This is a genomic window from Sphingomonas sp. 22176, assembly GCF_052045505.1.
Taxonomy (GTDB): Bacteria; Pseudomonadota; Alphaproteobacteria; order Sphingomonadales; family Sphingomonadaceae; genus Sphingomonas.
This window is the reverse complement of sequence record NZ_JBQEPL010000003.1, coordinates 152,422-176,128: the sequence shown is the minus strand read 5'-3', so window position 1 is coordinate 176,128 and position 23,707 is coordinate 152,422. Positions and strand designations below refer to the sequence as shown.

The window sequence follows — 23,707 nt, the reverse complement described above, 5'->3', positions numbered from 1 at the left end:
GTTTTCTTAGCGCTTTACTTGGTCAACGCTCGATCAAGGAAGTTGAGTATAGTATTCCAGAGATGCTCGCTGATGCCCGGCCCGCCCACGCGGTGGGTCTGGCCAGGATAGAGCATCATCTCGAACGGCACCTTTTGTTGCTGGAGCGCGGCGTACATTGCAGTGCCGTTCTCCAGTACGACATTGTCGTCGGACATGCCGTGGATCATCAGCAGCGGATCGGCGATCTTCGCGGCGTCGCCCAACGTGCTGGAAGCCTTGTACGCTTCCGGCACCTGGCGCGGATCGCCCATGTAGCGCTCGGTATAATGGGTGTCGTACAGTTCCCACTTGGTCACAGGCGCGCCGGAAACGCCTGCGGCGAAGGTGCCCGGCGCGGCCTCCAGCATCTTCAGCGTCATGTAGCCGCCGTACGACCAGCCATAGGTGGCGATGCGCTTAGGATCGACGAAGGGCAGCGACTTGAGATAGGCCGCGCCCGCCAACTGGTCCTGCACTTCCACGCTGCCCATCGCGTGCCAGATCGCGCTTTCGAACGCGACGCCGCGATTGGCCGATCCGCGATTGTCGATCTGGAACCAGATATAGCCGTGCTGGACCAGATATTGCTGGAGCGCGCCACCCCAAGCGCGGCTGACCGTCTGCACATGCGGGCCGCCATAATGCTGGAAGAACACCGGGTAGCGTTTGCCCGGCTCCAGCTTCGGCGTGATCATCTCCCAGTGGAGGTCGGTGCCGTCCGGCCCCTTGATCGTTCCGAAGGTCCGCTCGCGATGCGCGGCGAGGTACGGATGATAGGGATGACCGGTATCGGATATCGCGTTTTCCTGCACCCAGGCGATCCGCTTGCCGTCGGCATCGGCGAGATAGACCTGGCGCGGCTGGTTCGGATTCGAGCGGCCGACGATGGCACGGGTGCCGCTGGCATCCATGGCCGCGGCGTTCCACCAGCCGCGCTCGGTCAGCCGCGTGATCGTGGCGGGCTTGCGATAGTCAACCCAGTAGAGGTGGCGTTCGAGCGGATCGTCCTTGTTGCCCTGGAAATAGAGGCGTCCGCGCTTCTGATCGACGCTGATGCCGTCCGGCGCCACTTCCCACGGCCCCTTGGTCAACTGGGTGAACTTGCCCGCCTGCCAGCGATAGAGGTGGCCGTGGCCGTCGCGCTCGGACCACCAGATCAGGCTGCCGTCGTCGAGTGGCTTGAGGCCGTAGCTGAGGTTGATCCAGCTTTTCGGTGCCGCTGTCTCGCTGAACAGCACGCGCGATGCACCGGTGGCGGGGTCGACCGCGAGCAGGTCGAGCCGGGTCTGCGCACGGTTCTCGCGCTGGACGTACAGCGTCTTGCCGTCCGCAGCCCAATCGACACGGGCCAGATAGATGTCGGGATCGGCGCCGAGATCGACCTTCACCCGCTTCTGCCCCGTTGGATCGAGCACATAGAGCTCGACCAGCGCATTGGCCGTGCCGGCCTTGGGATAGCGCTGCTGGACGATGCTGGTGCCCTCGGCACCGATCGCGGCACGGGTGACGATGCCCACCGGCGCGTCGTCGAAGCGCTCGGCCGCGACATAGGCGTCGTTCGGCGACCACCAATAGCCGTCGCTCCGCGCCATTTCCTCCTGCGCGACGAACTCGGCCTCGCCCCAATGCACGGTGTCGGCACCGTCCTGGGTTATACGGGTCGCCTTGCCGCTGGCCAGGTCCATGATGATCAGGTTCTGATCCTGCACATAGCTGGCGAACGTGCCCGCGGGGCTGAGCGCCGCGTTGAGCTTCGGGCCGGCCGCGGCCGGCAGCTTGTCGACCACCCCATCCAGCCGCGCGCGGAACAGCTCGCCTTCTAGCGGCACCAGGATCGACTTGCCGTCCGGGGCCCAGTCATAGGAAACGATGCCCTTGGCCCCGCCGATGCGCGCGCGCTCGCGCTGCATCTTCTCGGCCTCGGAAAGTTCGGCGCCCGAGCCCAGCTTCTTCGAATCGACCAACATGCGCCACTGGCCATTGGTGGTGTCGAGCGCCCAAAGGTCGTAGCGCTCGCGATCGTCGTCGCGGTTGCGCAGCAGGGTTAGATAGTGGCCGTCGGGCGACAGCTGCACCGCGCGCGGCGCCGGGCCGTCCAGTGCAGGACTGCCGAAAACCCGTTCGAGCGTGAGGGTTTGCCCGGTCTGTGCCGGCACCTGCGCCGCGGCATCAGCCATGCACACCCCCATCGCGATCGCCGCACTGGCAACACCCAGCATCCATTTGCGCATCCAACACTCCGCCAGACCGGCATCCAATGACCGGTGGCGGCTGGTTTATCGCCGCGCGCCGACGCGTAAAGAGGCAGAAGACCCGCACGGCGACGCGTGCCCTTGCCAAGCGAACGATCGCGCACTTCCGCAAAGTCACGAACAAGTTCTTTAGAAGGCTAATGAAAGCGAAGCGAATTAAAGATATTCAGTTTTCCGAATGAATAGCCTCGACCTGAGATCAGATTATGGTAAAGTCTCGCTCACACAAGTTGCCGGGAACACGGTAGCCGCGGTGGAGCCGCGAAGCGGGGCGCGATCGATCGATCAGGAGAAGTACCGCATGTCAGTGGACCGTCTTGGCAGGATAGGTTCGGGTGTTCCGGTAGAAAGCGCTACGCGTTTGCTGGAGCAAAACTGGCCGCGTTCGACGCTTCTCACCCCCGCCGATATCGGGTTGGGCGGACGGGAAACGGCGGTCGCCGAATTTCTCGGAATGGTCGAATCGCTCAGCGACGCCGGGTTCCTCGCGTACGAGGCGCTGGTGTTCAACAGCGAGGGGCCGATGCTGGTCGATGCCACCCTCACCGCCCGCGGTCGCGCCATGCTGGCAAGGGAGGCCAACCGGGCGAACTGAGCGCTCCCCCGCCCTCGTCCGCCGATCAGTGGATACTGGGATGTGCGCGGTCCATGCGCCCGGCAAGCGCCTGCAGCAGTGCGATGTCGGCATCACCGAAGTTGCGGTCGTCGCGGCCAAGCACGGCCAGCGCCCCGATACGGCGACCGTCGCGCCACAACGGCACCGACAGCTGGCTGCGATAGCCGAGCGCCATGGCCTCGAGGGGATCGGACAAGCGCCGTGCCGAATCGACGGCCTCGACGCCGTCGGCAGCCGCGAGGACGGCGCGCGATCCGGTGCGCAGTACCGCAACGTCACCGCGCAGCAGCACCACCGCCGCGCGCACGATCCGGCTTTCCTCGGGCATCATTTCACCCGCGGCACACTGTCCGAATCGATCATCCACTTCCAACCTTGCAACGCCCCAAGCCGACATAACTACACCCTGATGAAAACGGTTGTATCGTAAGCGACACGGTCTGGTTGGGGCAGTACGGAGTTCTACCAGCGGCACATTTACCGACCGACCGACCTCCATGCACTGTTTCAGAACGAGACGAGCATAGAAGTTATCAACCGGTAAATTCGTTTCGGACGCAATCCACGTCTAGGCAGAATTTGCCTAGTGGCGTAAATGCTGCGTCACAGCACGACTCCGGGATTGGAAAAGACCGATTCGGCGTATGCGTGCATAGGAATGTTGCGGAACCGGCCGGGGGTCGATGGCGTGGTTCTGATAATTGCAGTTTTGGGCAAGATTTCGATGGGTTCACTACGATCCCTCGGGCTGCACAAAGGCGTGCGGACCATATTGCTGAGGAGGACCTGATGTCGATGAGCGGGGAAAGTCGTGAGGCGCTGGGCGCCCTCGATTCGCGCTGCATCGTCGCGATCGCCGATGCGCTGCAGCGCAGTTGGCCGGGCAGCGCGACGCTTACTCCCACCGCACTGGATCTGGGTGCGTCGCTGGATCGCCACCACGCTTTCGTCGCTGCCGTGCAGGGACTCTGCGATCGCGGCCTGCTGGCCTATGAGGCGCTGCTGATCGGTATCGGCGGTCCCGAAGTGCGCGATGCCGCGCTCACCGCCCGCGGCCGCGCTCTGCTCCAGAACGACAGCTTCCGCGCCGCAGCCTGAGCGGCGTCCTCCATCGAAAAGTAGGGATGCGCCGCGACGGCTACCGTCGACGGCGCATTTTTTTGCACCGGCAGCAACGGGCACGAACCGCGCCGGGCACAAAAAAGGCGTGCGAACCGCTGGGTCCGCACGCCTTTCTCTTTCTGGGAAGACCAGCCTTATTCGGCGGCCTGCGCCTCGGGGCGGGGATCCCGGCGCTCGGCGATACGCGCCGACTTACCGGTACGACCACGCAGATAGTAGAGCTTCGCACGACGCACGACACCGCGACGCACAACGTCGATCGAATCGATGTTCGGCGAATAGAGCGGGAACACGCGCTCCACGCCTTCACCGAACGAGATCTTGCGGACGGTGAAGTTCGAACCCATGCCCTTGTTCGAGCGGGCGATGCACACGCCTTCGAAGTTCTGCACGCGGGTGCGCTCGCCTTCGACGACCTTCACACCGATGCGGACGGTGTCGCCCGGACGGAATTCAGGAATCTTCTTGGCTTCGGTGAACTTGGCAATCTGCTCTGCTTCGAGCGTCTGGATGATGTTCATCTCAGTCAGTCCCATGTTTTCGCCGCGCGCCAGAGGGAGACTGGACCCGAACGCCCTCATGGCGTTCCCAAAGATCCGGCCTCCTTAGCCGTGTATCGGTCTCTGCCGTGGCGCGTCGCCAGGCTTCGATCCTCGCATGATCCCCCGATCGCAGCACTTCGGGGATCGTGCGCCCTTCCCATTCGACAGGTCGGGTATATTGCGGATATTCGAGCAGCCCCGTTTCGAAGCTCTCGTCCATACCGCTAGAAGCGGCGCCCATTACGCCGGGAACGAGCCGAATGCAAGCATCGAGCAGCGTCAGCGCGGCCATTTCGCCGCCGGAGAGGATGTAATCCCCGATCGAGACTTCCTCAATCTCGCGCGCCTCGAAGATGCGCTCGTCGAACCCCTCGAAACGGCCGCAGAGCACGATGGCACCGGGGCCGGCTGCAAGGTCGCGCACGCGATCCTGGGTCAGGGTTCGGCCACGCGGCGTCATCGCCAGCAGCGGCCGGCCGTCCCGAGCCACACTGTCGATCGCGGCGGCGAGAACGTCGGCGCGCAGCACCATCCCCGCTCCACCCCCCGCCGGGGTGTCGTCCACGGAGCGGTGCTTGTCGGTAGCGAAGTCGCGGATCTGCACCGCCTCCAGCGACCACAGGCCCTCACGCAGGCCGCGTCCGGCAAGCGATATGCCCAGCGGCCCCGGGAACATCTCGGGGTACAGCGTCAGGATGGTGGCAGCGAAGGTCACAGCGTCCAGTTCTCGATTCTGAGGTCGGGGATGTCGGCGAAATCCCGTTCGTTGTTGGTGATCAGCGTCAGGCCGGCGGCCAGCGCCTGCGCCGCGATCAGCCGGTCGAGGCGGGCACGGCGGAACGGCAGGCGAGCATAGGCATCGGCTGCGGCAGCGTCGAATGGGAGCGGCTCGACGAGGCGGAAGAACCGCTCGACGACCTGTCGTCCGGCCGCATCGTCGTCAGGCACCCCGCGCAGCACTTCCGCGAGCACGATGGTGGAACTCACCACGCTGCCTTTGGCCTGCGCCTCCACCGCCCGCGCCGCCGCGCCATGGGCTTCGTTCAGGACATAGATACAGATGTTCGTGTCGAGCAGGAAGCGAGGTTCAGCCATCGCGCCGCAGCCTGCGCCCTTCCCAATCGAGCGCGCGTTCCTCGATCTCGCGATCCTCCGGCGGGATCGGCTTCAGCCAGGGCAGCGCGCCGGCGATGCCGCTCAGGTCTATTTTTTCCTCGCCGTCCACCGGCTCGACCGAGAAGCCGCGCCGCTCCTCGCGCAGCACGACCTCGGCACCTTCCTTCAGCCCCAGCGCCTTGGGCAGGCGCAGCGCCAGCGAATTGCCCGACTTGAAGATCTTGGCGCGATATTCCTCGCCCATGCATCGCCTCCGTATATACGGGATGTATATACATTCGTGCCGAAGCGCAACGCACTCAGAACCAGTCTTCAATCCGCAAGCCTGGCACGGCGCGGAAATCGCGGCCGTTATGCGTGACCAGCGTTGCCCCCAACGCGAGCGCGTGCGCCGCAATCAGCCGGTCATGGCGACCGCGCGCGGCACGTGCCGCAGGAAACGCGCGCGCAGCCATAGCATCGAAGCCCAGCACCGGAACCTGTTCGAGCAGCGCGTCCAGAGCGGCACTGCCCTGCCCAACGCCCTCCATCAGTTCGGCCAGGCTGATCGCGGAAATCGCAATGACTTCCGGCGCGGCCGATGCGATTCGCCGCGCGATCGGTGCCCCGCCGCCGCGCAACAGGCGGATGCAGACGCAAGTGTCGAGCAGATAATCGGGCGCGGCCATATGCCGGCCCTACAACGGATGGGGGAACCTGTCGCGGCCCCGCGCGCTGGCGCGCGATGGACGATTGCATCATCATCGGCGGCGGCCCTGCAGGCCTCACCGCGGCCATCTATCTCAGCCGCTACCATCTGAAGATCCGCCTGTTCGATTGCGGATCCAGCCGCGCCGCGCTGATCCCCTGCACGCACAACCATGCGGGCTATCCGGAAGGCATTTCGGGTCTCGACCTGCTCGCCGCAATGCGCGCCCAGGCCGAGAAATACGGCACGGTGCGCGAGGCAGCGAAGGTGACCAGCCTCCAGCCGATCGAAGGCGGATTTGCCGCGCAGATCGGCGAACGCGAAGTGCGTGCCCGATCGGTGCTGCTGGCAACCGGCGTCATCAATCACCGCCCGCCGATGCCCGACGACCTCCACGACGCGGCGCTGGCAAAGGGCCAGATCCGCTACTGCCCGGTGTGTGACGGCTATGAGGTCACCGACAAGCGCGTCGCCGTGTACGGAACCGGCGAGCATGGCGCGCGCGAGGCGCTGTTCATCCGCAGCTTCACCCAGGACGTGACGCTGATCGCCCCCGATGCCCACGATCTGCCGCCGGACCAGATCGCGCAGCTTGAGGCCGCGGGCGTCGCGCGCGTCGATGGCCCGGCCACCGACTGGGCACTCGAGAACGACCGGATCCACCTGACGGTGCCGGCGGGCCGGCTGCGCTTCGACAGCCTCTACCCCGCCCTCGGCTCGCGCATCCGCTCCGAGCTGGCGGTTGGCGCAGGCGCGCGCGCAGATTCAAGCGGCTGCCTGGAGGTGGACGATCACCAGCGCACGTCGCTCCCCAGCCTGTTCGCCGCCGGTGACGTCGCTAAGGGGCTCGACCAGATCAGCCACGCCATGGGCGAGGCCGGAGTGGCGGCGACGACGATCCGTAATATGTTGAATGCGGAAGCCCCGCTCTGGCGTTGACCACCCGACCACCGCCCACCCGCAGCCCAGGATAGCCGCACCCGCCGCTAGCGACGGTCGTCAGGCTTCCAGGAAAGCGTCCGCGACGACGAGCTTTTCCGCATCCCAGCTCGGCACCGCCTCGGGCCGCATCGGCACCATGAAGCGCTTTCCGTCGGGGCGCTCGATCTCGATCACGTCGCCCGCGCCATAATCGTCGATCGCGACGACACGGCCGATCGCTGCCCCATCCTCACCCAGCACGGGCAGGTCGACCAGGTCGATATGGTAATATTCGCCCTCACCCAGCGGCGGGAGGGCAGCACGCGGCACCGTCAGTTCGGTGCCGCGCAGTGCCTCGGCGGCGTTGCGGTCCGCCACTTCGGCGAAGCGAGCGATCACACCATTGGATCCCCCGCGCACCGACTTGAGCGTGAGCGTGCCGCCGTTAAAGCTTGTATGCGCCGCCAGATCTTCGGCGAAGACCTTCAGCCGCACCTCGCCGGCGATGCCATGCGCACCGATCACGGCGGCAAGCGTCACCGGGCGGTCGCCGCGGGTCGAGGGAGCGGAAGGTTCTGCCATGATGGAGATCTGCGACGCACAAGGCATCCCTCCCGCACCAGGCGGGAGGGACGTTCAGCCTCAGGCCTCGGCAGCCTCTTCGGCCGGGGCGGCAGCGGCTTCGGCTGCTGCCTTGGCCTTCTCCGCACGCTCCTCGGCGCGCTCCTTGGCCTTCTCGCCCGGAACCGCCTTGTTCGGGTTGCTGCGCGCCGCACGCTCCTTCACGCCGGCGGCGTCGAGGAAGCGGAGGACGCGATCGGTCGGCTGCGCGCCGACGCCCAGCCAGTAGGTGGCGCGCTCGTTGTCGAGCTTCACGCGCTCGGGCGAATCCTTGGCGAGCAGCGGGTTGTAGGTGCCGATCTTCTCGATGAACTTGCCGTCGCGGGGCGCACGGGCGTCAGCAACGACGATCCGGTAGTACGGGCGCTTCTTGGAGCCGCCGCGCGACAGACGCATGGAGAGAGCCATTCTACTTCACTTCCTTCTAGAGATACGATTGAAACAAATCGGGTTAAGTTACTTTTTCTTCAGCAAATTCTCGAATCCCGGCGGCAGCTTGGCGCCGCCCGGCAGACCCGGCAGGCCGGCGCCCACCTTGTCCATCATCTCGCCCATCTCGGCGCCGCCCAGGGCATTGCCGATGCCGCCCATGCCGCCGCCCGGGCCACCCTTGGCGAGCATGCCCAGCATGCCCTTCAAGCCGCCCATCTTCTTCAGGCGCTTCATCGCGGTCTGCATCTCCTGATGCATCTTGATGAGCTTGTTGACGTCCTGCACGGTCAGGCCGCTGCCCTTGGCGATGCGGATCTTGCGCTTGGCGTTGAGCAGTTCGGGCTTGGCGCGCTCCTTGGGCGTCATCGAACCGATGATCGCGTCCATGCGGATCAGCACCTTGTCGCCGCCGACCTGGTCGACCGCGGCCTGCGCCTTCTTCATGCCGGGGATCATCCCCGCCAGCGCGCCGATGCCGCCCATCTTGCGCATCTGGTTCAGCTGCGCGCGCAGGTCGTTCATGTCGAACTGGCCCTTGGCGAGCCGGTTCGCCATGCGCTCGGCGTCTTCCTGCTCGATCGACGCCGCGGCGCGCTCGACCAGGCTGACCACGTCGCCCATGCCGAGGATTCGGCCGGCAACGCGCTTCGGATGGAAAGGCTCGATCTGGTCGAGCTTCTCGCCCATGCCGGCGAACTTGATCGGCTGGCCGGTGACCGCGCGCATCGACAGCGCCGCACCACCGCGCGCATCGCCGTCCATCCGGGTGAGGATCACGCCGGTCAGCGGCACCTGCGCCGAGAAGTTGCTGGCGACGTTGACCGCGTCCTGGCCGGTGAGCGAGTCAACGACGAGCAGGATTTCCTGGGGCTGCGAGATGTCGGCCACGGCCTTCATCTCGTCCATCAGCGCCTGGTCGACGTGGAGACGGCCGGCGGTGTCGAGCATCACCACGTCGAAGCCCTGGAGCTTCGCCGACTGGAGCGCACGGCGGGCGATCTCGACCGGCTGCTGGCCGGTGACGATCGGCAGCGTCGCCACTTCGGTCTGCGTGCCGAGAACCGCCAGCTGCTCCTGCGCGGCTGGACGATTGACGTCCAGCGACGCCATCATCACCTTCTTGCCCTGCTTCTTCAGCAGCTTGGCAAGCTTGGCGGTGGTCGTCGTCTTGCCCGAGCCCTGCAGGCCGACGAGCATGACGACGGCAGGCGGCGTAACGTCGATGTGCAGCTCGGCCGTATCGGCGCCGAGCATGTCGACCAGCGCGTCATGGACGATCTTGACGACCTGCTGACCCGGCGTGACCGACCGCAGCACCTGCTGGCCGACGGCCTGCTCGGTTACCTTGTCGACGAATTCGCGGGCGACGGGCAGCGCGACGTCCGCTTCCAACAGCGCCACGCGTACTTCGCGCATCGCGGTCCGGACATCGGCCTCGCTGAGCGCGCCACGTCCGCGCAGGCGCTCGAAGACGCCGCCCAGCCGATCGCTCAAACTTTCGAACATGATGCCCAGATCACTCCAAATCAGTCCATGTCCCGCCAAACGCAAAACACGCCGGCGGACGAAACCTCGTCGGCCGGCGTCACCCCTTGGGGTGGCAAATGTCTCGCGTCCACGGAGGAACGGTAGGCCCCCTTAGCCGCTGTGGTGGCGGAAAGCAACCTCTAGGGATTTAACCCGATCTACACGCCTCGCATGGGAAAACGCCGCTTCGTTAGTACGAGGGGCGTAGTGCGTCGATGACGCGGCAACAGCAACAGCAAGAGAAGCGGCAGAACGCGCGAAAGGATCGAACCGCGGCGATCTTCAACGCGCTGTGCGTCGCCTCGGCGCTGCTCGCACTTGCGATTTGTGCCGGCCTGGCGTTCGACCATATCGAACAGATAGTGCCGAGCGGCTGGTTGCTCGGCGCCCAGGCGGTGAACCTCGTGCTCATCCTCCTCTGCGGCCGACGCCTTGTCACCCGCGCGACCCGGCGCACAACGGGCGAGCGCGTACAAAGCGTCGCCAGCCGCGATGCGCTGACCGGCTTCCTCCACCGCAACAGCCTGACCGAGGAAGGCGCCGCGATGTTTGCCCGCGCGTATCGTCGCAGCCAGGCGGTGGCGATGCTGGTGTTCGACCTCGATCGGTTCAAGGCGATCAACGATCTGCACGGCCACGCGGTGGGCGACGCGCTGATCCGCGTCGTGGCGCAGGAAGTCGCCCGGGTGCTGCCGCAAATGGCGCAGGCGGGGCGGCTGGGCGTCGACGAGTTCGCCTGTGCCTTCGCCTTCGACCCCCGCGAGCCCGACATCGTCGAGCGGATCGCCGAGAGGATCGTCACCCGTATGGCAGAGCCGTTCGAGGTAGAGGGCCATGTGCTGCACATCAGCTGCTCGCTGGGGATTGCCCGCTCCGACTTCGACTGCCCAAGCATCGACGCACTGCTGCGCACGGCGGACATCGCGATGCACCAGGCGCAAAAGGCGGGCAGAAACCGCTTCGCCTGGTTCGATCCGGCGATGGAGCGCGCGCTGCAGGTGCGTAGCGCCCTAGAAAGCGGGTTGCGCGTCGCGATCCCGCGCGAGGAGATCATCCCCTATTTCGAGCAGCAGGTCGATCTGGCCAGCGGTCGGCTGCACGGTTTCGAGGTGCTGGCCCGCTGGGAGCATCCGACCCACGGCATGATCCCGCCCGACCGGTTCATTCCCGTCGCCGAGGATGCCAGCCTGATCGGCGAGCTGTCGCTGTCGATCATGCGCCAGGCTTTCCACGCCGCGCGTGACTGGGATCCGGGGCTCAGCCTCTCCGTCAACATCTCGCCGGTGCAGCTGCGCGATGCGTGGCTCGCGCAGAAGATCATCAAGGTGCTGACCGAGACCGGCTTCCCCGCCCACCGGCTGGAAGTGGAGATCACCGAAAGTGCGCTGTTCGACAATCTGGCACTCGCCCAGTCGATTGTCGGCAGCCTCAAGAACCAGGGCGTGCGGCTGGCGCTCGACGATTTCGGGACGGGCTATTCGTCGCTGGCCCATCTCCGCGCGCTGCCCTTCGATCGGATCAAGATCGACAAGAGCTTCATCCTCTCGCTCAACCAGAGCGCGGACTCCGCCGCGATCGTCCACACCATCCTGCGGCTGGGCGAGAGCCTCAACCTGCCGATTACAGCCGAGGGCGTGGAAAATGCAGCGATCGAGGAGCGGCTGCGCGCTATCGGCTGCGCCAAGGCGCAGGGCTGGCTGTACGGCAAGCCGCTGTCGATCGCAGGCGCGCGGCGCCTGCTCGCCGAGCGGCGGCTGATTCTCCAGCCCGGCCCGCGGCTGGAGGGCGGCGATGCTACCAGCCAGCTCCAGGCCGGCTGAGATAATCGAGCTCGTCGGGGGTGGAGATGCGCCCCAGCGCCTCGTTCCGGCCCGGGAAACGGCCGAAGCGGTGGAAGACCTCGGCATGATCGCGGGCATAGCCGAGCAGTTCGTCATCCTCCAGGCTCGCGAAGCAGCGCAGGCTCAGCGCCTGGAGCTCGGCATCCTCGGCATGCTCGAAGGGCATGTAGAGGAACTGGCGCCGTTCCTTGGACATGCGCTCATCCCAGCTTCGCGTCACGGCGAGCCTGGCGAGACGCTGGGCGAGCAGATCGCCGGCAAACGCCTCCGCCTGCCCGCGATGGATGTTGCGCGAGAATTGGTCGAGCAGGATAACGGCCGCGAGCAGCGTTTCGGGATCTTCGTCCCAGCCCGCCGCGTCGCTGGCCAGCACCCGGTCGCGCAGGTCGCCGAACAGATCGGCGATCTCGCGATCCACCCCGTCGGACTTCAGAAACCATTGTTCGGGCAGCAGCGCGTCGAACCAGAAGGCCAGCACTTGGCCCGCCCGGTGTTGGACTTCTGCGGTCGGCGTCCTTAGATCGCTGGCCAATGCCCCTCTCCTCGCCTCTCATCCTTAACATGGGTTGCCGGCTGAACCTAGCCGAAGGCGAGTCGATCCGTGCGATGCTCTCTGGGCAGGATGCGATCGTGGTGAACAGCTGCGCGGTGACCAACGAAGCGGTGAAGCAGACCCGCCAGGCGATCCGCCGCGCGCGCCGCGAGCGGCCCGATGCGGAACTGGTCGTCACCGGCTGCGCGGCGCAGATCGATCCGCAAGCCTTTGCGGCGATGCCCGAGGTGGACCGGGTGATCGGCAATGCCGAGAAGCTGCTGCCCGAGGCCTGGGCGTCTGAGGCCAGGGTACAGGTGCAGGACATCCTCGCCGTGCGCGAGACCGCGCCGCACCTCGCAGCCAGCTTCTCCACCCATGCCCGCGCCTTTGTGGAGGTGCAGAATGGCTGCGACCATCGCTGCACCTTCTGCGCCATCCCCTTCGGCCGCGGCAACAGCCGCTCGGTGCCCGCAGGCGCGGTGATCGATCGGATCGCGATGCTCGCCGAGGCGCATGGCGAAGTGGTGCTGACCGGCGTCGACCTCACCAGCTATGGCCATGACCTGCCCGGCACGCCCGCACTGGGCTCGCTGGTCGAGCGCATCCTCCGCCACGTGCCCAGGCTGCAGCGGCTTCGGCTTTCGTCTCTCGACGGGATCGAAGTCGACGATCGGCTGTTCGCGCTGCTCACCCAGGAGCCGCGCGTGATGCCGCACGTCCATCTGTCGCTCCAGGCGGGCGACGACATGATCCTCAAGCGGATGAAGCGCCGCCACAGCCGCGCGCAATCGGTGGCCCTGGCCGAGCGCCTGCGCGCCGCACGCCCCGAAATCGCCATCGGCGCGGACCTGATCGCCGGCTTTCCGACCGAAGACGAGACAATGTTCGAAAACACCCGCGCCCTGATCGCCGATTGCGGCGTGGTGCATGCGCATATCTTCCCCTATAGCCCGCGCGCCGGCACGCCCGCCGCGCGCATGCCGCAGGTGGCGCCCGCCACGATCCGCGATCGCGCCGCCCGGCTGCGCGCGGCGGCGGCCGAGCAGCGGGCGCGCTGGCTGGAGACCCTGGTCGGCAGCCGCCAGCAGGTGCTGGTCGAGCGCCCGGGCGACCGCGGCCATGCAGAGAATTTCGCCGAGGTGCGGCTGACCGCCCCCCGGCAGACTGGAGAAACGGTGAACGTGACGATTGCACGCGTCGAAGACGGAAAGCTGGTCGCATGAGCGGGCCCGGCTGGCATGAAAAGCTGCTCGGCGGCTTTCGCAAGACGTCGGACCGGCTGCTCGGCAACCTCGCCGGCCTGTCGCTCGCCCGGCTGGACGAGGCGACGCTGGACGAGATCGAGGAGGCGCTGATCGCCTCGGACCTCGGCCCCGCCACCGCCGCCAAGGTGCGCGCGCGGCTTGCCCAGGGGCAGTTCGAGCGCAACCTGGAGGAACTCGGCATCCGCGTGATCGTCGCCGAGGAAGTCGCCAAGGTGCTCGAGCCGGTCGCCAAGCCGCTCGAGATCGAGGCGTTCCCGCGCCCACAGGTGATCCTGGTCATCGGCGTCAACGGATCGGGCAAGACGACGACGATCGCCAAGCTCGCCAACCAGCTGCTCGAGCAGGATTATAGCGTGATGGTCGCGGCGGGCGACACCTTCCGCGCCGCCGCGATCGGTCAGCTCAAGACTTGGGCCGATCGGATCGGCGTCCCGATCGTATCGGGCGCCGAGGGCGGTGACGCCGCCGGCATCGTCTTCGAAGCGGTGAAGCGCGCGACCGAGATCGGCACCGACGTGCTGATCGTCGACACCGCCGGCCGCCTGCAGAACAAGCGTGAGCTGATGGACGAGCTCGCTAAGGTCCGCCGGGTGCTCGGCCGCCTCAATCCGGCCGCGCCGCACGACGTGGTGCTGGTGCTGGATGCCACCACCGGCCAGAACGCGCTGAACCAGATCGAGGTGTTCAAGGAAGTGGCGGGCGTCACCGGCCTCGTCATGACCAAGCTCGACGGCACCGCGCGCGGCGGCGTGCTGGTCGCGGCGGCCGAGAAATACGGCCTGCCCATCCACGCGATCGGCGTCGGCGAGAAGGTCGACGATCTGCGCGGCTTCGATCCGGTCGAGGTCGCCCGCATCATCGCCGGCGTGGAGGAGCTGACCCATGGCTGATGCAGCCGCCCGCCCCAAGGCCTCTGCCGGCCTGCGCATGGCGCTCGATTACGGCCCGCTGATCGTGTTCTTCGCGGTCAACAGCCTCGCCCCCGGCGTCCAGCTCCAGCGCATCTTCACCGCGACGCTGGCCTTCATGATCGCGATGGCGGCGGCGATCGCCGTCTCCTGGTGGAAGACCCGCCACGTCTCGCCGATGCTGTGGATCACCGGCGTGCTGGTGCTCGTGTTCGGCGGGCTGACGCTCTACTATCACGACCAGACCTTCATCCAGGTCAAGCCGACCATCGTCTATGCGATGTTCGCGGTGATCCTCGGCTATGGCCTGATCACCAACAAGCCGCTGCTCCAGACGATGCTGGAGTCCGCCTATCCGGGGCTGAGCGCCAAGGGCTGGCGGCTGCTCACGATCAACTGGACCGTCTTCTTCGTCGCGATGGCCGTGCTCAACGAAGTCATGCGCCACATGCTCGACTGGGATCGCTGGGTGACGTTCAAGACCTGGGTGGTGATCCCGCTGACCCTTGTGTTCGCCATCGCCAATATCCCGATGCTGCTGCGCCATGGCCTGCAGCTGGAAAAGCCCGAGGACGCGCCCGTCCCGCCGGAAGGCTGATCCCGCCATGTTCCTGCCGCGCCACCCGGCCACCTTTCACGCGGTGCGCGCGGCGAACGGACTGCGCCGGCAGATCCGCTCGAACACGCTGCTGTTCCTGCTGCTGGCGATCGGCGTCGGCGCGGCGGCGAGCCTTGCCGCCATCGCCATCGGCCAGAGCGCACGCGGCATGCAGCGGGTGCTGTTCGGGTTGGCAGTCGGCGAGCATCTGAGCGCAGCGAGCCATATCGCGCCGCTGCGGCTGCTCGCCCTGCCCGTGGGCGGCGCGCTGCTCGGGATCACGCTGTGGTTGCTCCGCCGCCGCAAGACGGTCGACGTGGTCGAGGCCAACGCACTGCATGGCGGGCGCATCCCCGCGCGCGATACGGCCACGGTGGTGGGCCAGACATTGCTCTCCAACGGCTTCGGCGCCTCGGTGGGGCTGGAAGCGGCCTATGCGCAAGCGGGCGGCGGGCTCGCCTCGCTGCTCGGCCAACGGCTGAAACTGCGCCGCGCGGACTTGCGCACGCTGATGGCGGCCGGCGCGGGTGCAGGCTTGGGCGCGGCGTTCGGGGCGCCGCTCACCGGCGCCTTCTACGCCTTCGAGATCGTGCTGGGCGCCTATACGCCCGCGATCGTCGCACCGGTGGTGCTTGCCTCGCTCACCGCCGCGACCATCGCTCGCACGCTCGGCATCCACCCCTATGTGATCAGCGCAGGCGGGGCGCATGCGATCGGCACCGCGGACTATCTCCTCTACGCGGTGCTCGGCGTGCTCTGCGCCGGCTTCGGCATCGCGCTGATGCGGCTGGTGGCGCTGGTGGAAGCGGGCGTACGCCGCAGCCCGATCCGGCCTGCCTGGGCGCCGCTGATCGGCGGCGTGCTGATGATCCCGCTCGCGCTGCTCTCCCCCCAGGTGCTGTCGAGCGGGCATGGCGCGCTGGACATCAACCTCGCCGCACAGGCGACGATCGCGTCGCTGGGGCTGGTGATCCTGCTCAAGCTGCTGGGCTCGGCCGTCTCGCTCGGCTTCGGGTTTCGCGGCGGCCTGTTCTTCGCGTCGCTGTTCCTTGGCGCGCTGATCGGGCGCTTTTATCAGCTCACGCTGGCCGAGATCCCCGGGCTCCACCATCTCGCGCCCGACGACGCCGCGGTGGTCGGCATGGCGGCGCTCGCAGTGGCGGTGGTCGGCGGCCCCATGACGATGTCGCTGCTGGTGCTGGAGGTCACCCACGACTTCAGCATTACCGGCGTCACCATCGCCGCGACGCTGATCGCCAGCACGATCGTGCGCGAGATGTTCGGCTACAGCTTCTCCACTTGGCGGCTGCACCTGCGCGGCGAAACGCTGCGCAGCGGGCGGGACGTGGGTTGGGTCCGCGGCCTCACCGCAGCCCGTATGATGCGGCGCGATGTGGCGACGATCGCAGCGAACAGCGACGTCGCGACGTTCCGCGCGCGCTTCCCGCTAGGCTCGACGAAGCGCGTCGTGCTGCTCGACGCCAGGCACCATTATGCCGGCATTGCCGAAACCGCCGCGGTGTGGAGCCCGTCCGCCGATCAGGCGGATCGCGTCGGCAGCATGGCGAAGTTCGTCGATCGCGCGCTGTCGCCGGACATGACGATCGCGGAGGTGCTGGAAGCCTTCGACGCGAGCGTGGCGGACGATCTGGCGGTGCTGGCACCCGATGGCGAGGTGCTGGGGCTCATTACCGAGAGCCATGCGCGGCGGCGCTATGCCGAGGAGCTGGAGAAGGCCCAGCGCGATTTGTACGGGGAAAGTTGATCCCCCCGCCCGATCACCGGGCGGAGGGACCTATAGGGCTCAGCCCTGCTGGTCGGCGCGGCTCGCGCCTTCGCCGTCGAGGTTCTGGGCAACGAACTCCCAGTTCGCCAGCTTGGTCAGAATGGTATCGACGAACGACGGGCGCGCGTTGCGATAGTCGATGTAATAGGCGTGTTCCCACACGTCGATCGTGAACAGCGGCTTCACGCCGTGCGCGACGGGCGAGTCGCCGTCATGGAACGAGGTGACCTTCAGTGTGTCGCCGTCGAGCACCAGCCAGCCCCAGCCGCTGGCGAAGTGGCCGACGGACTCCGCCTTCAGCTTCTCGACCAGCGCTTCCTGGCTGCCGAAGTCGCGGGTGATCATCTCGGCCAGCTTGCCGGTGGGCGCCGCATAGTTCGGCGTCAGGCACTGCCAGAAGAAGCTGTGGTTCCAGATCTGCGAGCTGTTGTTGAACAGGCCCTTGATGCCCTTGTCCTTGGCGTACGCGATCACGTCGGTGAGCTTCGCGCCGGCCAGCTCGGGGATGTCGGCAACCAGCTTGTTGCAGTTGTCGACATAGGTCCGGTGGTGCTTGCCATGGTGATAGTCGAAGGTCTCGGCCGACATGTGCGGCGCGAGCGCGTCCTTGGCGTACGGCAGTTCGGGAAGTTCGAAGGCCATGTCATGCTCCTCTTGGAATTGGAAAGCTTGTCCGCCCGCCTAACGCATGGGAGGGCGTCGCGCCGCAACATTTTTTGTTTCGCCCCTGATCGATGCCGCCGATCAGAAGAGCTGCCACTCCCATACACCGGCACCCGCAGGCACGCGCAGGCGGAGATAGCGGGCGGTGATGGCCAGCGGCAGCACGATGGGCGAGCCGCTGGCGCCGGACTTGGCAGCAACCTGCCGCCAGTGCGTGCCATCGACCGAGGCCTCGATCGCGACGTCGTAGGCGCGGTTGGCATATTCCATCCGCAACTGCGCCGTACGGATCGTCTGTACCTTGCCGAGATCGGCAACGAGCAGCGGCGCAGTGCCGGTCGCGGGGCGCCATAGCGTCGCGTAATTGTCGTCCCCTGCCTGCTCGGCGCCATGGACCGCATCCACCGCCGCGCCTTTCAGCGTGACCGGCAGGCCGCGCGCACGGCGGGCGACGAAGCCCGCAACCGCACTGCCATGGCTCGGCGTCACCTTCGCGATAGTCCCGTCGTCATGGATCGTCAGCGGATCGACGGCGATCTGACGCAGCGTCGCATCGTCGCCCGGTCGCGGCCAGGGCAGCGACTGGCGGTGGTAGAGGATGTAGGGCTGCTTGCCGACGCGGAAGATCGCGTGATGCCCAGGGCTGATCACGTCTCGGCTTTTATCGGTAGACAGGATCGGACTGTCCGGCCCCTCGCGGAACGGGCCGAACGGCGTGTCGCCGATCGCGTAGCGGACCTTGTAGGTGTCTTCGGTCGTCTTGCCGTCGCTATAGGTGAGGACATAGTGTTTGCCCGCCTTCACCAGGAACGGACCCTCAAAGTAATTGGCGGGCGTGACGTCCTTGGGTTCGCCGTCGAAGCTGACCATGTCCGGCTTGAGCTTCACGACGAAACAGTGGCCGTTGGTCCAGTTGAGACCCGAGCCCCAATAGAGATACGCCGTGCCGTCGTCGTCGACGAACGCCTCGGCGTCGATCATGTGATAGGCCGGCGCGAAGTCCTTGGCGATCAGCGGCTTGCCACCATGCGCATCGGCCCAGGGGCCTGCGGGCGACGGCGCGCTGCCCACCCACACCTCGGAGCCGACCGAGACATACATGTACCAGCGCCCGTTCTTGGCTTTCACCACCGAAGGCGCCCAGACCTTGGAATCGCCCGAGGTCGGGCTGGTCGCCGCGGCCTTGGTCGGCCAAGCCGGGGTGGAGAAGCTCCAGTCCCGACCGTTGCTGGAGGTCCACATCCCCAGCGTGTCCCCGCCCCAGGGATCGATGGTGGCGTAGATGTACCATTTGCCGCCATCACGCACGATCGAGGGATCCGCGAGATAGCCGGGGAGCAGCGGATTGCCGTCGCCGGCCGCATCCCAGCGCGGCGCGGGCGCGTCGGCGGCGGCGAGCAAGCCCGCCGCCACCATCAGAAGGAACGCCTTGCTCACTTGATGTCGAGCATCACGATCGCCTTGGCCGGCACCTGCACCGTCAGGGTGCCGCCCGAAAGCGTCGCCCCGGTGAATGCCGCCGGACGGATCGCGTCCGGTGCCTTGAAGTCGTTATGCGCGTCCATCGTGGCGCCGGTGAGGACCTTGCCGGTTACCTGCGTGCCGGTCACGCCGTCCAGCTTCACGCTCACGCTCGCCGGCTGGTTGGGATCGACATTGACCAGGCCGACATGGACCACGCCGTCGGTGCCCCGCACCGCGCTGGCGCTGACCGCACGCATCGTCCACTGGTCCTTGTTGTACCAGCGCGACGTCACGTCGACCGGCAGCACCGTGCCGTCCATATAGTCCTTGTACAGGTCGAACGCCCAATAAGTCGGGGTCTTCACCATCCTGGCGCCGTCGGTCAGCAGCATCGCCTGCAGCACGTTGACCATCTGGGCGATGTTGGCGCCGCGCACGCGGTCCGCATGGGCCGCGAAGATGTTGAAGTTGAGCGCCGCGACCATCGCGTCGCGCAGGCTGTTCTGCTGGTAGAGGAAGCCGGGGTTGGTGCCCGGCTCGACATCGTACCAGGTACCCCATTCGTCGACGAGCAGCGCGACCCGCTTGGACGGATCATATTTGTCCATGATCTTGCTATGCTCGGTCAGCAGCTCTTCCATCTTGAGCGTCTTGGAAAGCGTGCGCGCCCAGCTTTCCTCGTCGAAGCCGGTGGCGGCGCCCTTTTTGCTCCAGGGGCCAGGCACCGTGTAGTAATGCACGCCGATACCGTCGATCTTGTCGCCGGCCTTGCGCATCATCACGTCGGTCCAGGTATAATCATCCGTATTGGCGCCGCTGGCGATCTTCATCAGCTTCTGGCCCTCGGGCACCTTGAGGAAGGTGGCATAGCGGCGCGTGACGTCCGCGGCGTACTCCGGCAGCATGTCGCCGCCGCAGCCCCACAGCTCGTTGCCGATGCCGAACATCGTCAGCTTCCACGGCTTGTCACGGCCATTGGCGCGGCGCTGGTTGGCGATCGTCGACTGGGTCGGCGAGGTCATGTACTCGACCCACTCCGCCATTTCACTCGGTGCCGCGGTGCCGACATTGCCCGAGACATAGGGCTCGGCGCCCACCACCTCGGTGAAGTCCATGAACTCGTTGGTGCCGACGGCATTATCCTCGGTCACGCCACCCCAGTTGGTGTTGACCTTCACCGGGCGCTTGGCCTTCGGGCCAATGCCTTCCCGCCAGTGATATTCGTCGGCGAAACAGCCGCCCGGCCAGCGGATCACGGGGACCTTGATGGCTTTCAGCGCGTCGATCACGTCGCGTCGAAAACCTTTCACGTTCGGGATCTTGCTGTCGGTACCGACATAGAGGCCGCCATAGATGCCGGAGCCGAGATGCTCGGCGAACTGGCCGAACAGGCGCTTGTCATATTTTGCGCCCGGCTTGTCGCCATGCACGGTCACGGCGTCGCCGCTGGTCTGCGCCAGCGCCGGCAATGCGGGCATGGCGGCGATGAGCGCGATCGCGCTGATGAGGCTTCGCATCATTCTTTCTCCGTCGCGCGCGCCGGGCGCGCCTTTGCTGGGGTAGTACCTTCGCCCGCGAACGGGGTGAGGCGGAAATGGATCGTCGTGGGCACCAGCTGGGTGCGGTATTTCGGGAGCGGCTTGCCGAACTCGCTCCACTGGGTGTCGCCGCCGACGCCCCATTGCGCCGCGTCGATCAGCAGCGTGCCTTGGCTCTTGGGCACCACATCGGTGCTCTTCCAGGTGCCGGGTTCGTGCCGGTCGAGATCGGCATAGCGGAAGGCGAGCGCGTTCATCATCAGCGGCGTGTCGCCCTGCACCCGCAGGCCGGCGCCGCCGCCGATCAGTTCCATCCAGCGGACATCGACCTTGTTGCCGGTCTCCTGCGGGCGGATGTAATCATGGTTCTGCTCGGCAACGGCGCCGCGCCACAGCCCGATCGGCGCCGAGGTCTTGCGGTCGACATAGCTTTCGTGTGGGCCCCGGCCATACCATTCGACCGTCTTGAGGCTGCCCGGCGTGGTGAAGGCCAGGCCGATGCGGAACGGCGGCGGCAACTGGCCCGAGACCGGCTCGAACCGGCCGTCGACCGCGACCGAGCCGTCGCCGGCCATCCGATAGACGCTGGTGAAGCGCACCGCGCCCGCGCCCATGGTATAGGCGACGCGCACCTCGGCACCGCCCTCGCCCAGATCCTGCACCTGCACGGAGGAGACGGTGCGCGTGTCGCTCATGCCCTTCCACGCCGCGAGCTGCTTTTCGGTGCCGATGCCGATGTCGTTGTCGGTCACCGCCCGCCAGAAATGCGGCGCCCCGCCGCTCAGCAGCGTCTTGCCCCTGGCGGCATAGCGATCGACCAGGCCGGTCGCGCGGTTCACCACCAGCGTGGCACCGCCGGTCGAGAGCGTGATCGCCCCCTTTCCATCCTGCGTCGTCACCGTGCCGGTGGGCGCCGCGACCTCTGCCGTGCGATAGGCCGGATCGAGCGCGAACTGCTCCCAGCCGATCACCGTGCCGCCCGGCACCAGCGGCACCGCATCGGCCTTGGCCCGCGCGCGGATCGTGACGAAATACTCGGCGCCCGGCTTGCGGGCGATGCCTGCCAGCGGCAGCGCCATGGTGCCCGCGCCGTGTGCTGCTACGTCCGACGTCGCCAGCGTGCCGTTCGCCACCGCGACGCCGTTCTCCTGCACTTCCCAGTCGAAGGTGAAATCGGAAAGATCGCGGAAATCGTGCCGGTTGCGCACCGTGACCCGGCCGCTCGCCGGATCGAACCCGTCGAACTGGATCGGCGCATAGACCTTGCGCAACTCGTAGAGCTGCGGATTGGGCGTGCGGTCGGACTGGAGCAGGCCGTCGCCGAACTCGATCTCGCCGCCGGGGTTCGGGCCATATTCGCTGCCGTCGCCCCAATAGCGCCGGCCATCCTTGGTATAGCGGTACATCGACTGGTCGACCCAGTCCCAGGCGAAGCCGCCCTGCAGCTTGCCCGGATGGGCGTAGATCGTGTCCCAATATTCCTTCAGGTCGCCGCCCGAATTGCCCATCATATGGGCATATTCGCACTGAATCACCGGCTGCTTGAAGTTCCAGTTGGTGGCGTAATCCTCCAGCTTCACTGCCGGATCATACATCGGCGCGTAGATGTCGGCATAATCGTTCGGCCGGTGGTCCTGGATGCCGTCCCACGTGCCCCAGCCGAGATACGAGATCAGCCGGCCCGGATCGACCGCGCGCGCCGCGGCCGCCGCGGCCGCGAAATTGGGGCCGATGCCCGCCTCGTTGCCCAGCGACCAGATAATCACCGAGGGGTGATTCTTGTCGCGCTGGACCATGTTGACGACACGGGAGACGTGCGCGTCCTTCCACGCCGGATCGAAGCCGACCTGGAATTGCGAGCGGAGTTCGCCATGTTTGTTGGCGTAATCCATATAGCCGTGGCTCTCGATATCGGCTTCGTCCATCACATAGAGGCCGTAGCGGTCCGCGAGCTCGTACAGATACGGGTCGTTCGGATAATGCGAGGTGCGGATCGCGTTGATGTTCGCCCGCTTCATCAGCTGGATATCATGCTCCATCGACGCATGGCTGACGACGTGGAAGGTCTCCGGATCATGCTCGTGGCGGTTGACGCCGCGGATCGTGATCGGCTTGCCGTTGACGCTGACCAGCCCGTTCTTGATCTCGACGGTGCGGAAGCCGATGCGCTGCGGCGTCGCCTGCACCACCTTGCCCTCGGCATCGACCAGTTCGACGAGCAGCGTGTAGAGATTGGGCGTCTCGGCAGTCCAGGGGCGGACGCCCGGTACATCGGCGGCGAGCGTCAGCTTCTGCGCCGGACCGGCGGCAAGCTGGGACTCGCGCACCAGCACCGCCTTGTCACCATCCAGTAACGTCATCCGCGCGGTGAGCGGCGCGCTGCGATCGGTGAGCGTCAGCTCGGTCGAGAGCTTGCCGTCCTTGTACGCGGAGTCGAGCCCGGCGTGGACGAACAGATCCGCCACGCGCGCCTTGGGGGCCGCCGCCAGATAGACCGAACGCTCGATACCCGAGACGCGCCAGAAGTCCTGGTCCTCCAGATAGCTGCCGTCCGACCAGCGATGGATCTGGATCGCGATGGTGTTGCGCCCGGCATGGAGCAGCTTGGTCACATCATATTCGGCCGGGAGCTTCGAATCCTCCGAATAGCCCGCCTCGACGCCGTTCACCCACACCTGCGTCGCCGAACCCGCCGCGCCGATGTGCAGGATCACGTCCTGCCCGGCCCAGTTCGCCGGCAATTGCACGTCGCGGCGATAGGAACCGACCGGGTTGGTCGCGTGCGGGATCAGCGGGCGATTGGCCGGGAACGGGTAGGTGATGTTGAAATAGCGCGCCTGGTCATAGCCCTCGGTCTGCCAGTCGGCCGGCACCTTGATGCGCTTCCATTTGGCGACGTCATAGTCAGGCTTCTCGAAGCCGTCCGGCACTGCATCCGACGAAGGCGAGAAGTGGAACGACCATTGGCCGTCGAGCAGCAGATAGCGGCTGGACTTGGCGGGATCGCCCGCCAGCGCGGCGGCGCGGCTCTCATACGGAAAATGCGTGGCGTTGGCCGGCATCTTGCCGCGCGCGAACACCGCCGGGTTCTCCCAATCAGGGCGCCGCGGATCGACCTGCACCGGCTGGACCTGCGGCGCGTCGCCGATCTTCGGCCCGTCCTGCGCCATCCCCATGCCGGAGGCGAGCGCAACCGTGCCCACCGCCGCCAGCAACCCGAACTTGTTCACGCTGATTCCTCCCGCCCCACT

At 66.5% G+C, this 23,707-nt stretch carries 24 protein-coding genes; 9 read left to right on the top strand and 15 right to left on the bottom strand.

Annotated features, from left to right (window positions below; translation table 11 throughout):
- Positions 1-14: 14 nt before the first annotated feature.
- Positions 15-2,252 carry a DPP IV N-terminal domain-containing protein gene (locus tag ACTJKY_RS12805; protein ID WP_440846537.1) on the bottom strand — a complete coding sequence of 746 codons (2,238 nt, stop codon included), beginning with the start codon at positions 2,250-2,252 and terminating at the stop codon, positions 15-17.
- A 26-nt stretch (positions 2,253-2,278) separates the two neighbouring features.
- On the opposite strand from ACTJKY_RS12805, the gene ACTJKY_RS12800 reads away from it, so the two are divergent.
- Both ACTJKY_RS12800 and ACTJKY_RS12795 read left to right on the top strand, forming a co-directional pair.
- Entirely contained in the window at positions 2,279-2,455 is a 177-nt protein-coding gene (locus ACTJKY_RS12800; protein ID WP_440846536.1) for a hypothetical protein, read from the top strand.
- Positions 2,452-2,868: a hypothetical protein gene (locus ACTJKY_RS12795; protein WP_440846535.1), complete on the top strand. Its 417-nt coding sequence runs from the start codon at positions 2,452-2,454 to the stop codon at positions 2,866-2,868. The genes ACTJKY_RS12800 and ACTJKY_RS12795 overlap by 4 nt, the downstream gene beginning before the upstream one ends.
- Positions 2,869-2,893: 25 nt before the next feature.
- On the opposite strand, the gene ACTJKY_RS12790 is transcribed toward ACTJKY_RS12795, so the two are convergent.
- Positions 2,894-3,286 carry a GAF domain-containing protein gene (locus tag ACTJKY_RS12790; protein ID WP_440846534.1) on the bottom strand — a complete coding sequence of 131 codons (393 nt, stop codon included), beginning with the start codon at positions 3,284-3,286 and terminating at the stop codon, positions 2,894-2,896.
- Between the two features lie 392 nt (positions 3,287-3,678).
- Between ACTJKY_RS12790 and ACTJKY_RS12785 the strand changes: the two genes are divergently transcribed.
- Positions 3,679-3,987: a hypothetical protein gene (locus tag ACTJKY_RS12785; RefSeq protein WP_440846533.1), complete on the top strand. Its 309-nt coding sequence runs from the start codon at positions 3,679-3,681 to the stop codon at positions 3,985-3,987.
- A 158-nt stretch (positions 3,988-4,145) separates the two neighbouring features.
- On the opposite strand, the gene rplS is transcribed toward ACTJKY_RS12785, so the two are convergent.
- Genes rplS through ACTJKY_RS12760 form a run of 5 tightly spaced genes read right to left on the bottom strand, consistent with a single transcriptional unit; the run spans position 4,146 to position 6,337 of the window.
- The gene (gene rplS, locus ACTJKY_RS12780) at positions 4,146-4,532 is read right to left on the bottom strand and encodes a 50S ribosomal protein L19 (protein ID WP_440846842.1); all 387 of its coding nucleotides are present in this window, start codon (positions 4,530-4,532) and stop codon (positions 4,146-4,148) included.
- 1 nt (position 4,533) lies between these two features.
- Positions 4,534-5,268 (bottom strand): tRNA (guanosine(37)-N1)-methyltransferase TrmD, encoded by a 735-nt coding sequence (gene trmD / locus ACTJKY_RS12775; protein ID WP_440846532.1) that lies wholly within the window; start codon positions 5,266-5,268, stop codon positions 4,534-4,536.
- Positions 5,265-5,648: a type II toxin-antitoxin system VapC family toxin gene (locus tag ACTJKY_RS12770; RefSeq protein ID WP_440846531.1), complete on the bottom strand. Its 384-nt coding sequence runs from the start codon at positions 5,646-5,648 to the stop codon at positions 5,265-5,267. Before ACTJKY_RS12770 ends, trmD begins: the two co-directional genes overlap by 4 nt.
- Entirely contained in the window at positions 5,641-5,913 is a 273-nt protein-coding gene (locus tag ACTJKY_RS12765; RefSeq protein ID WP_440846530.1) for an AbrB/MazE/SpoVT family DNA-binding domain-containing protein, read from the bottom strand. The genes ACTJKY_RS12770 and ACTJKY_RS12765 overlap by 8 nt, the downstream gene beginning before the upstream one ends.
- A 55-nt stretch (positions 5,914-5,968) precedes the next feature.
- The gene (locus ACTJKY_RS12760; RefSeq protein WP_440846529.1) at positions 5,969-6,337 is read right to left on the bottom strand and encodes a PIN domain-containing protein; all 369 of its coding nucleotides are present in this window, start codon (positions 6,335-6,337) and stop codon (positions 5,969-5,971) included.
- A gap of 56 nt (positions 6,338-6,393) precedes the next feature.
- On the opposite strand from ACTJKY_RS12760, the gene ACTJKY_RS12755 reads away from it, so the two are divergent.
- Positions 6,394-7,296 (top strand): NAD(P)/FAD-dependent oxidoreductase, encoded by a 903-nt coding sequence (locus tag ACTJKY_RS12755; protein ID WP_440846528.1) that lies wholly within the window; start codon positions 6,394-6,396, stop codon positions 7,294-7,296.
- Between the two features lie 60 nt (positions 7,297-7,356).
- On the opposite strand, the gene rimM is transcribed toward ACTJKY_RS12755, so the two are convergent.
- Genes rimM through ffh form a run of 3 tightly spaced genes read right to left on the bottom strand, consistent with a single transcriptional unit; the run spans position 7,357 to position 9,837 of the window.
- Positions 7,357-7,860, bottom strand: coding sequence for a ribosome maturation factor RimM (gene rimM / locus ACTJKY_RS12750; protein ID WP_440846527.1), 504 nt, complete (start codon positions 7,858-7,860; stop codon positions 7,357-7,359).
- Positions 7,861-7,920: 60 nt separating this feature from the next.
- The gene (gene rpsP, locus ACTJKY_RS12745; RefSeq protein WP_440846526.1) at positions 7,921-8,307 is read right to left on the bottom strand and encodes a 30S ribosomal protein S16; all 387 of its coding nucleotides are present in this window, start codon (positions 8,305-8,307) and stop codon (positions 7,921-7,923) included.
- 48 nt (positions 8,308-8,355) lie between these two features.
- Positions 8,356-9,837 carry a signal recognition particle protein gene (gene ffh / locus ACTJKY_RS12740; protein ID WP_440846525.1) on the bottom strand — a complete coding sequence of 494 codons (1,482 nt, stop codon included), beginning with the start codon at positions 9,835-9,837 and terminating at the stop codon, positions 8,356-8,358.
- A 236-nt stretch (positions 9,838-10,073) separates the two neighbouring features.
- Between ffh and ACTJKY_RS12735 the strand changes: the two genes are divergently transcribed.
- Positions 10,074-11,678 carry a putative bifunctional diguanylate cyclase/phosphodiesterase gene (locus ACTJKY_RS12735; protein ID WP_440846524.1) on the top strand — a complete coding sequence of 535 codons (1,605 nt, stop codon included), beginning with the start codon at positions 10,074-10,076 and terminating at the stop codon, positions 11,676-11,678.
- On the opposite strand, the gene ACTJKY_RS12730 is transcribed toward ACTJKY_RS12735, so the two are convergent.
- Positions 11,653-12,231 carry a DUF924 family protein gene (locus ACTJKY_RS12730; RefSeq protein WP_440846523.1) on the bottom strand — a complete coding sequence of 193 codons (579 nt, stop codon included), beginning with the start codon at positions 12,229-12,231 and terminating at the stop codon, positions 11,653-11,655. The two genes, ACTJKY_RS12735 and ACTJKY_RS12730, sit on opposite strands and share 26 nt — an antisense overlap.
- A gap of 29 nt (positions 12,232-12,260) precedes the next feature.
- Here ACTJKY_RS12730 and mtaB point away from each other — a divergent pair, with 29 nt between their 5' ends.
- From mtaB to ACTJKY_RS12710, 4 genes are read left to right on the top strand one after another with little or no spacing between them, the layout of a single operon-like run.
- Entirely contained in the window at positions 12,261-13,457 is a 1,197-nt protein-coding gene (mtaB, locus tag ACTJKY_RS12725) for a tRNA (N(6)-L-threonylcarbamoyladenosine(37)-C(2))-methylthiotransferase MtaB (RefSeq protein ID WP_440846522.1), read from the top strand.
- Positions 13,454-14,389, top strand: coding sequence for a signal recognition particle-docking protein FtsY (gene ftsY, locus ACTJKY_RS12720; protein ID WP_440846521.1), 936 nt, complete (start codon positions 13,454-13,456; stop codon positions 14,387-14,389). Before mtaB ends, ftsY begins: the two co-directional genes overlap by 4 nt.
- The gene (locus ACTJKY_RS12715; RefSeq protein ID WP_121076593.1) at positions 14,382-15,005 is read left to right on the top strand and encodes a septation protein A; all 624 of its coding nucleotides are present in this window, start codon (positions 14,382-14,384) and stop codon (positions 15,003-15,005) included. Before ftsY ends, ACTJKY_RS12715 begins: the two co-directional genes overlap by 8 nt.
- A 7-nt stretch (positions 15,006-15,012) precedes the next feature.
- Complete coding sequence (locus ACTJKY_RS12710; RefSeq protein WP_440846520.1) at positions 15,013-16,770, top strand: chloride channel protein; 1,758 nt, start codon at positions 15,013-15,015, stop codon at positions 16,768-16,770.
- 39 nt (positions 16,771-16,809) lie between these two features.
- On the opposite strand, the gene ACTJKY_RS12705 is transcribed toward ACTJKY_RS12710, so the two are convergent.
- The 4 genes from ACTJKY_RS12705 to ACTJKY_RS12690 form a co-directional block, all read right to left on the bottom strand.
- The gene (locus ACTJKY_RS12705) at positions 16,810-17,433 is read right to left on the bottom strand and encodes a superoxide dismutase (RefSeq protein WP_440846519.1); all 624 of its coding nucleotides are present in this window, start codon (positions 17,431-17,433) and stop codon (positions 16,810-16,812) included.
- 102 nt (positions 17,434-17,535) lie between these two features.
- Positions 17,536-18,891: a family 43 glycosylhydrolase gene (locus tag ACTJKY_RS12700; RefSeq protein WP_440846518.1), complete on the bottom strand. Its 1,356-nt coding sequence runs from the start codon at positions 18,889-18,891 to the stop codon at positions 17,536-17,538.
- A complete protein-coding gene (locus tag ACTJKY_RS12695; protein ID WP_440846841.1) occupies positions 18,888-20,435 on the bottom strand; it encodes an alpha-N-arabinofuranosidase in 1,548 nt (515 codons plus the stop codon). Before ACTJKY_RS12695 ends, ACTJKY_RS12700 begins: the two co-directional genes overlap by 4 nt.
- Entirely contained in the window at positions 20,435-23,686 is a 3,252-nt protein-coding gene (locus tag ACTJKY_RS12690; RefSeq protein WP_440846517.1) for a glycoside hydrolase family 2 TIM barrel-domain containing protein, read from the bottom strand. Before ACTJKY_RS12690 ends, ACTJKY_RS12695 begins: the two co-directional genes overlap by 1 nt.
- Between the last annotated feature and the right edge of the window lie 21 nt (positions 23,687-23,707).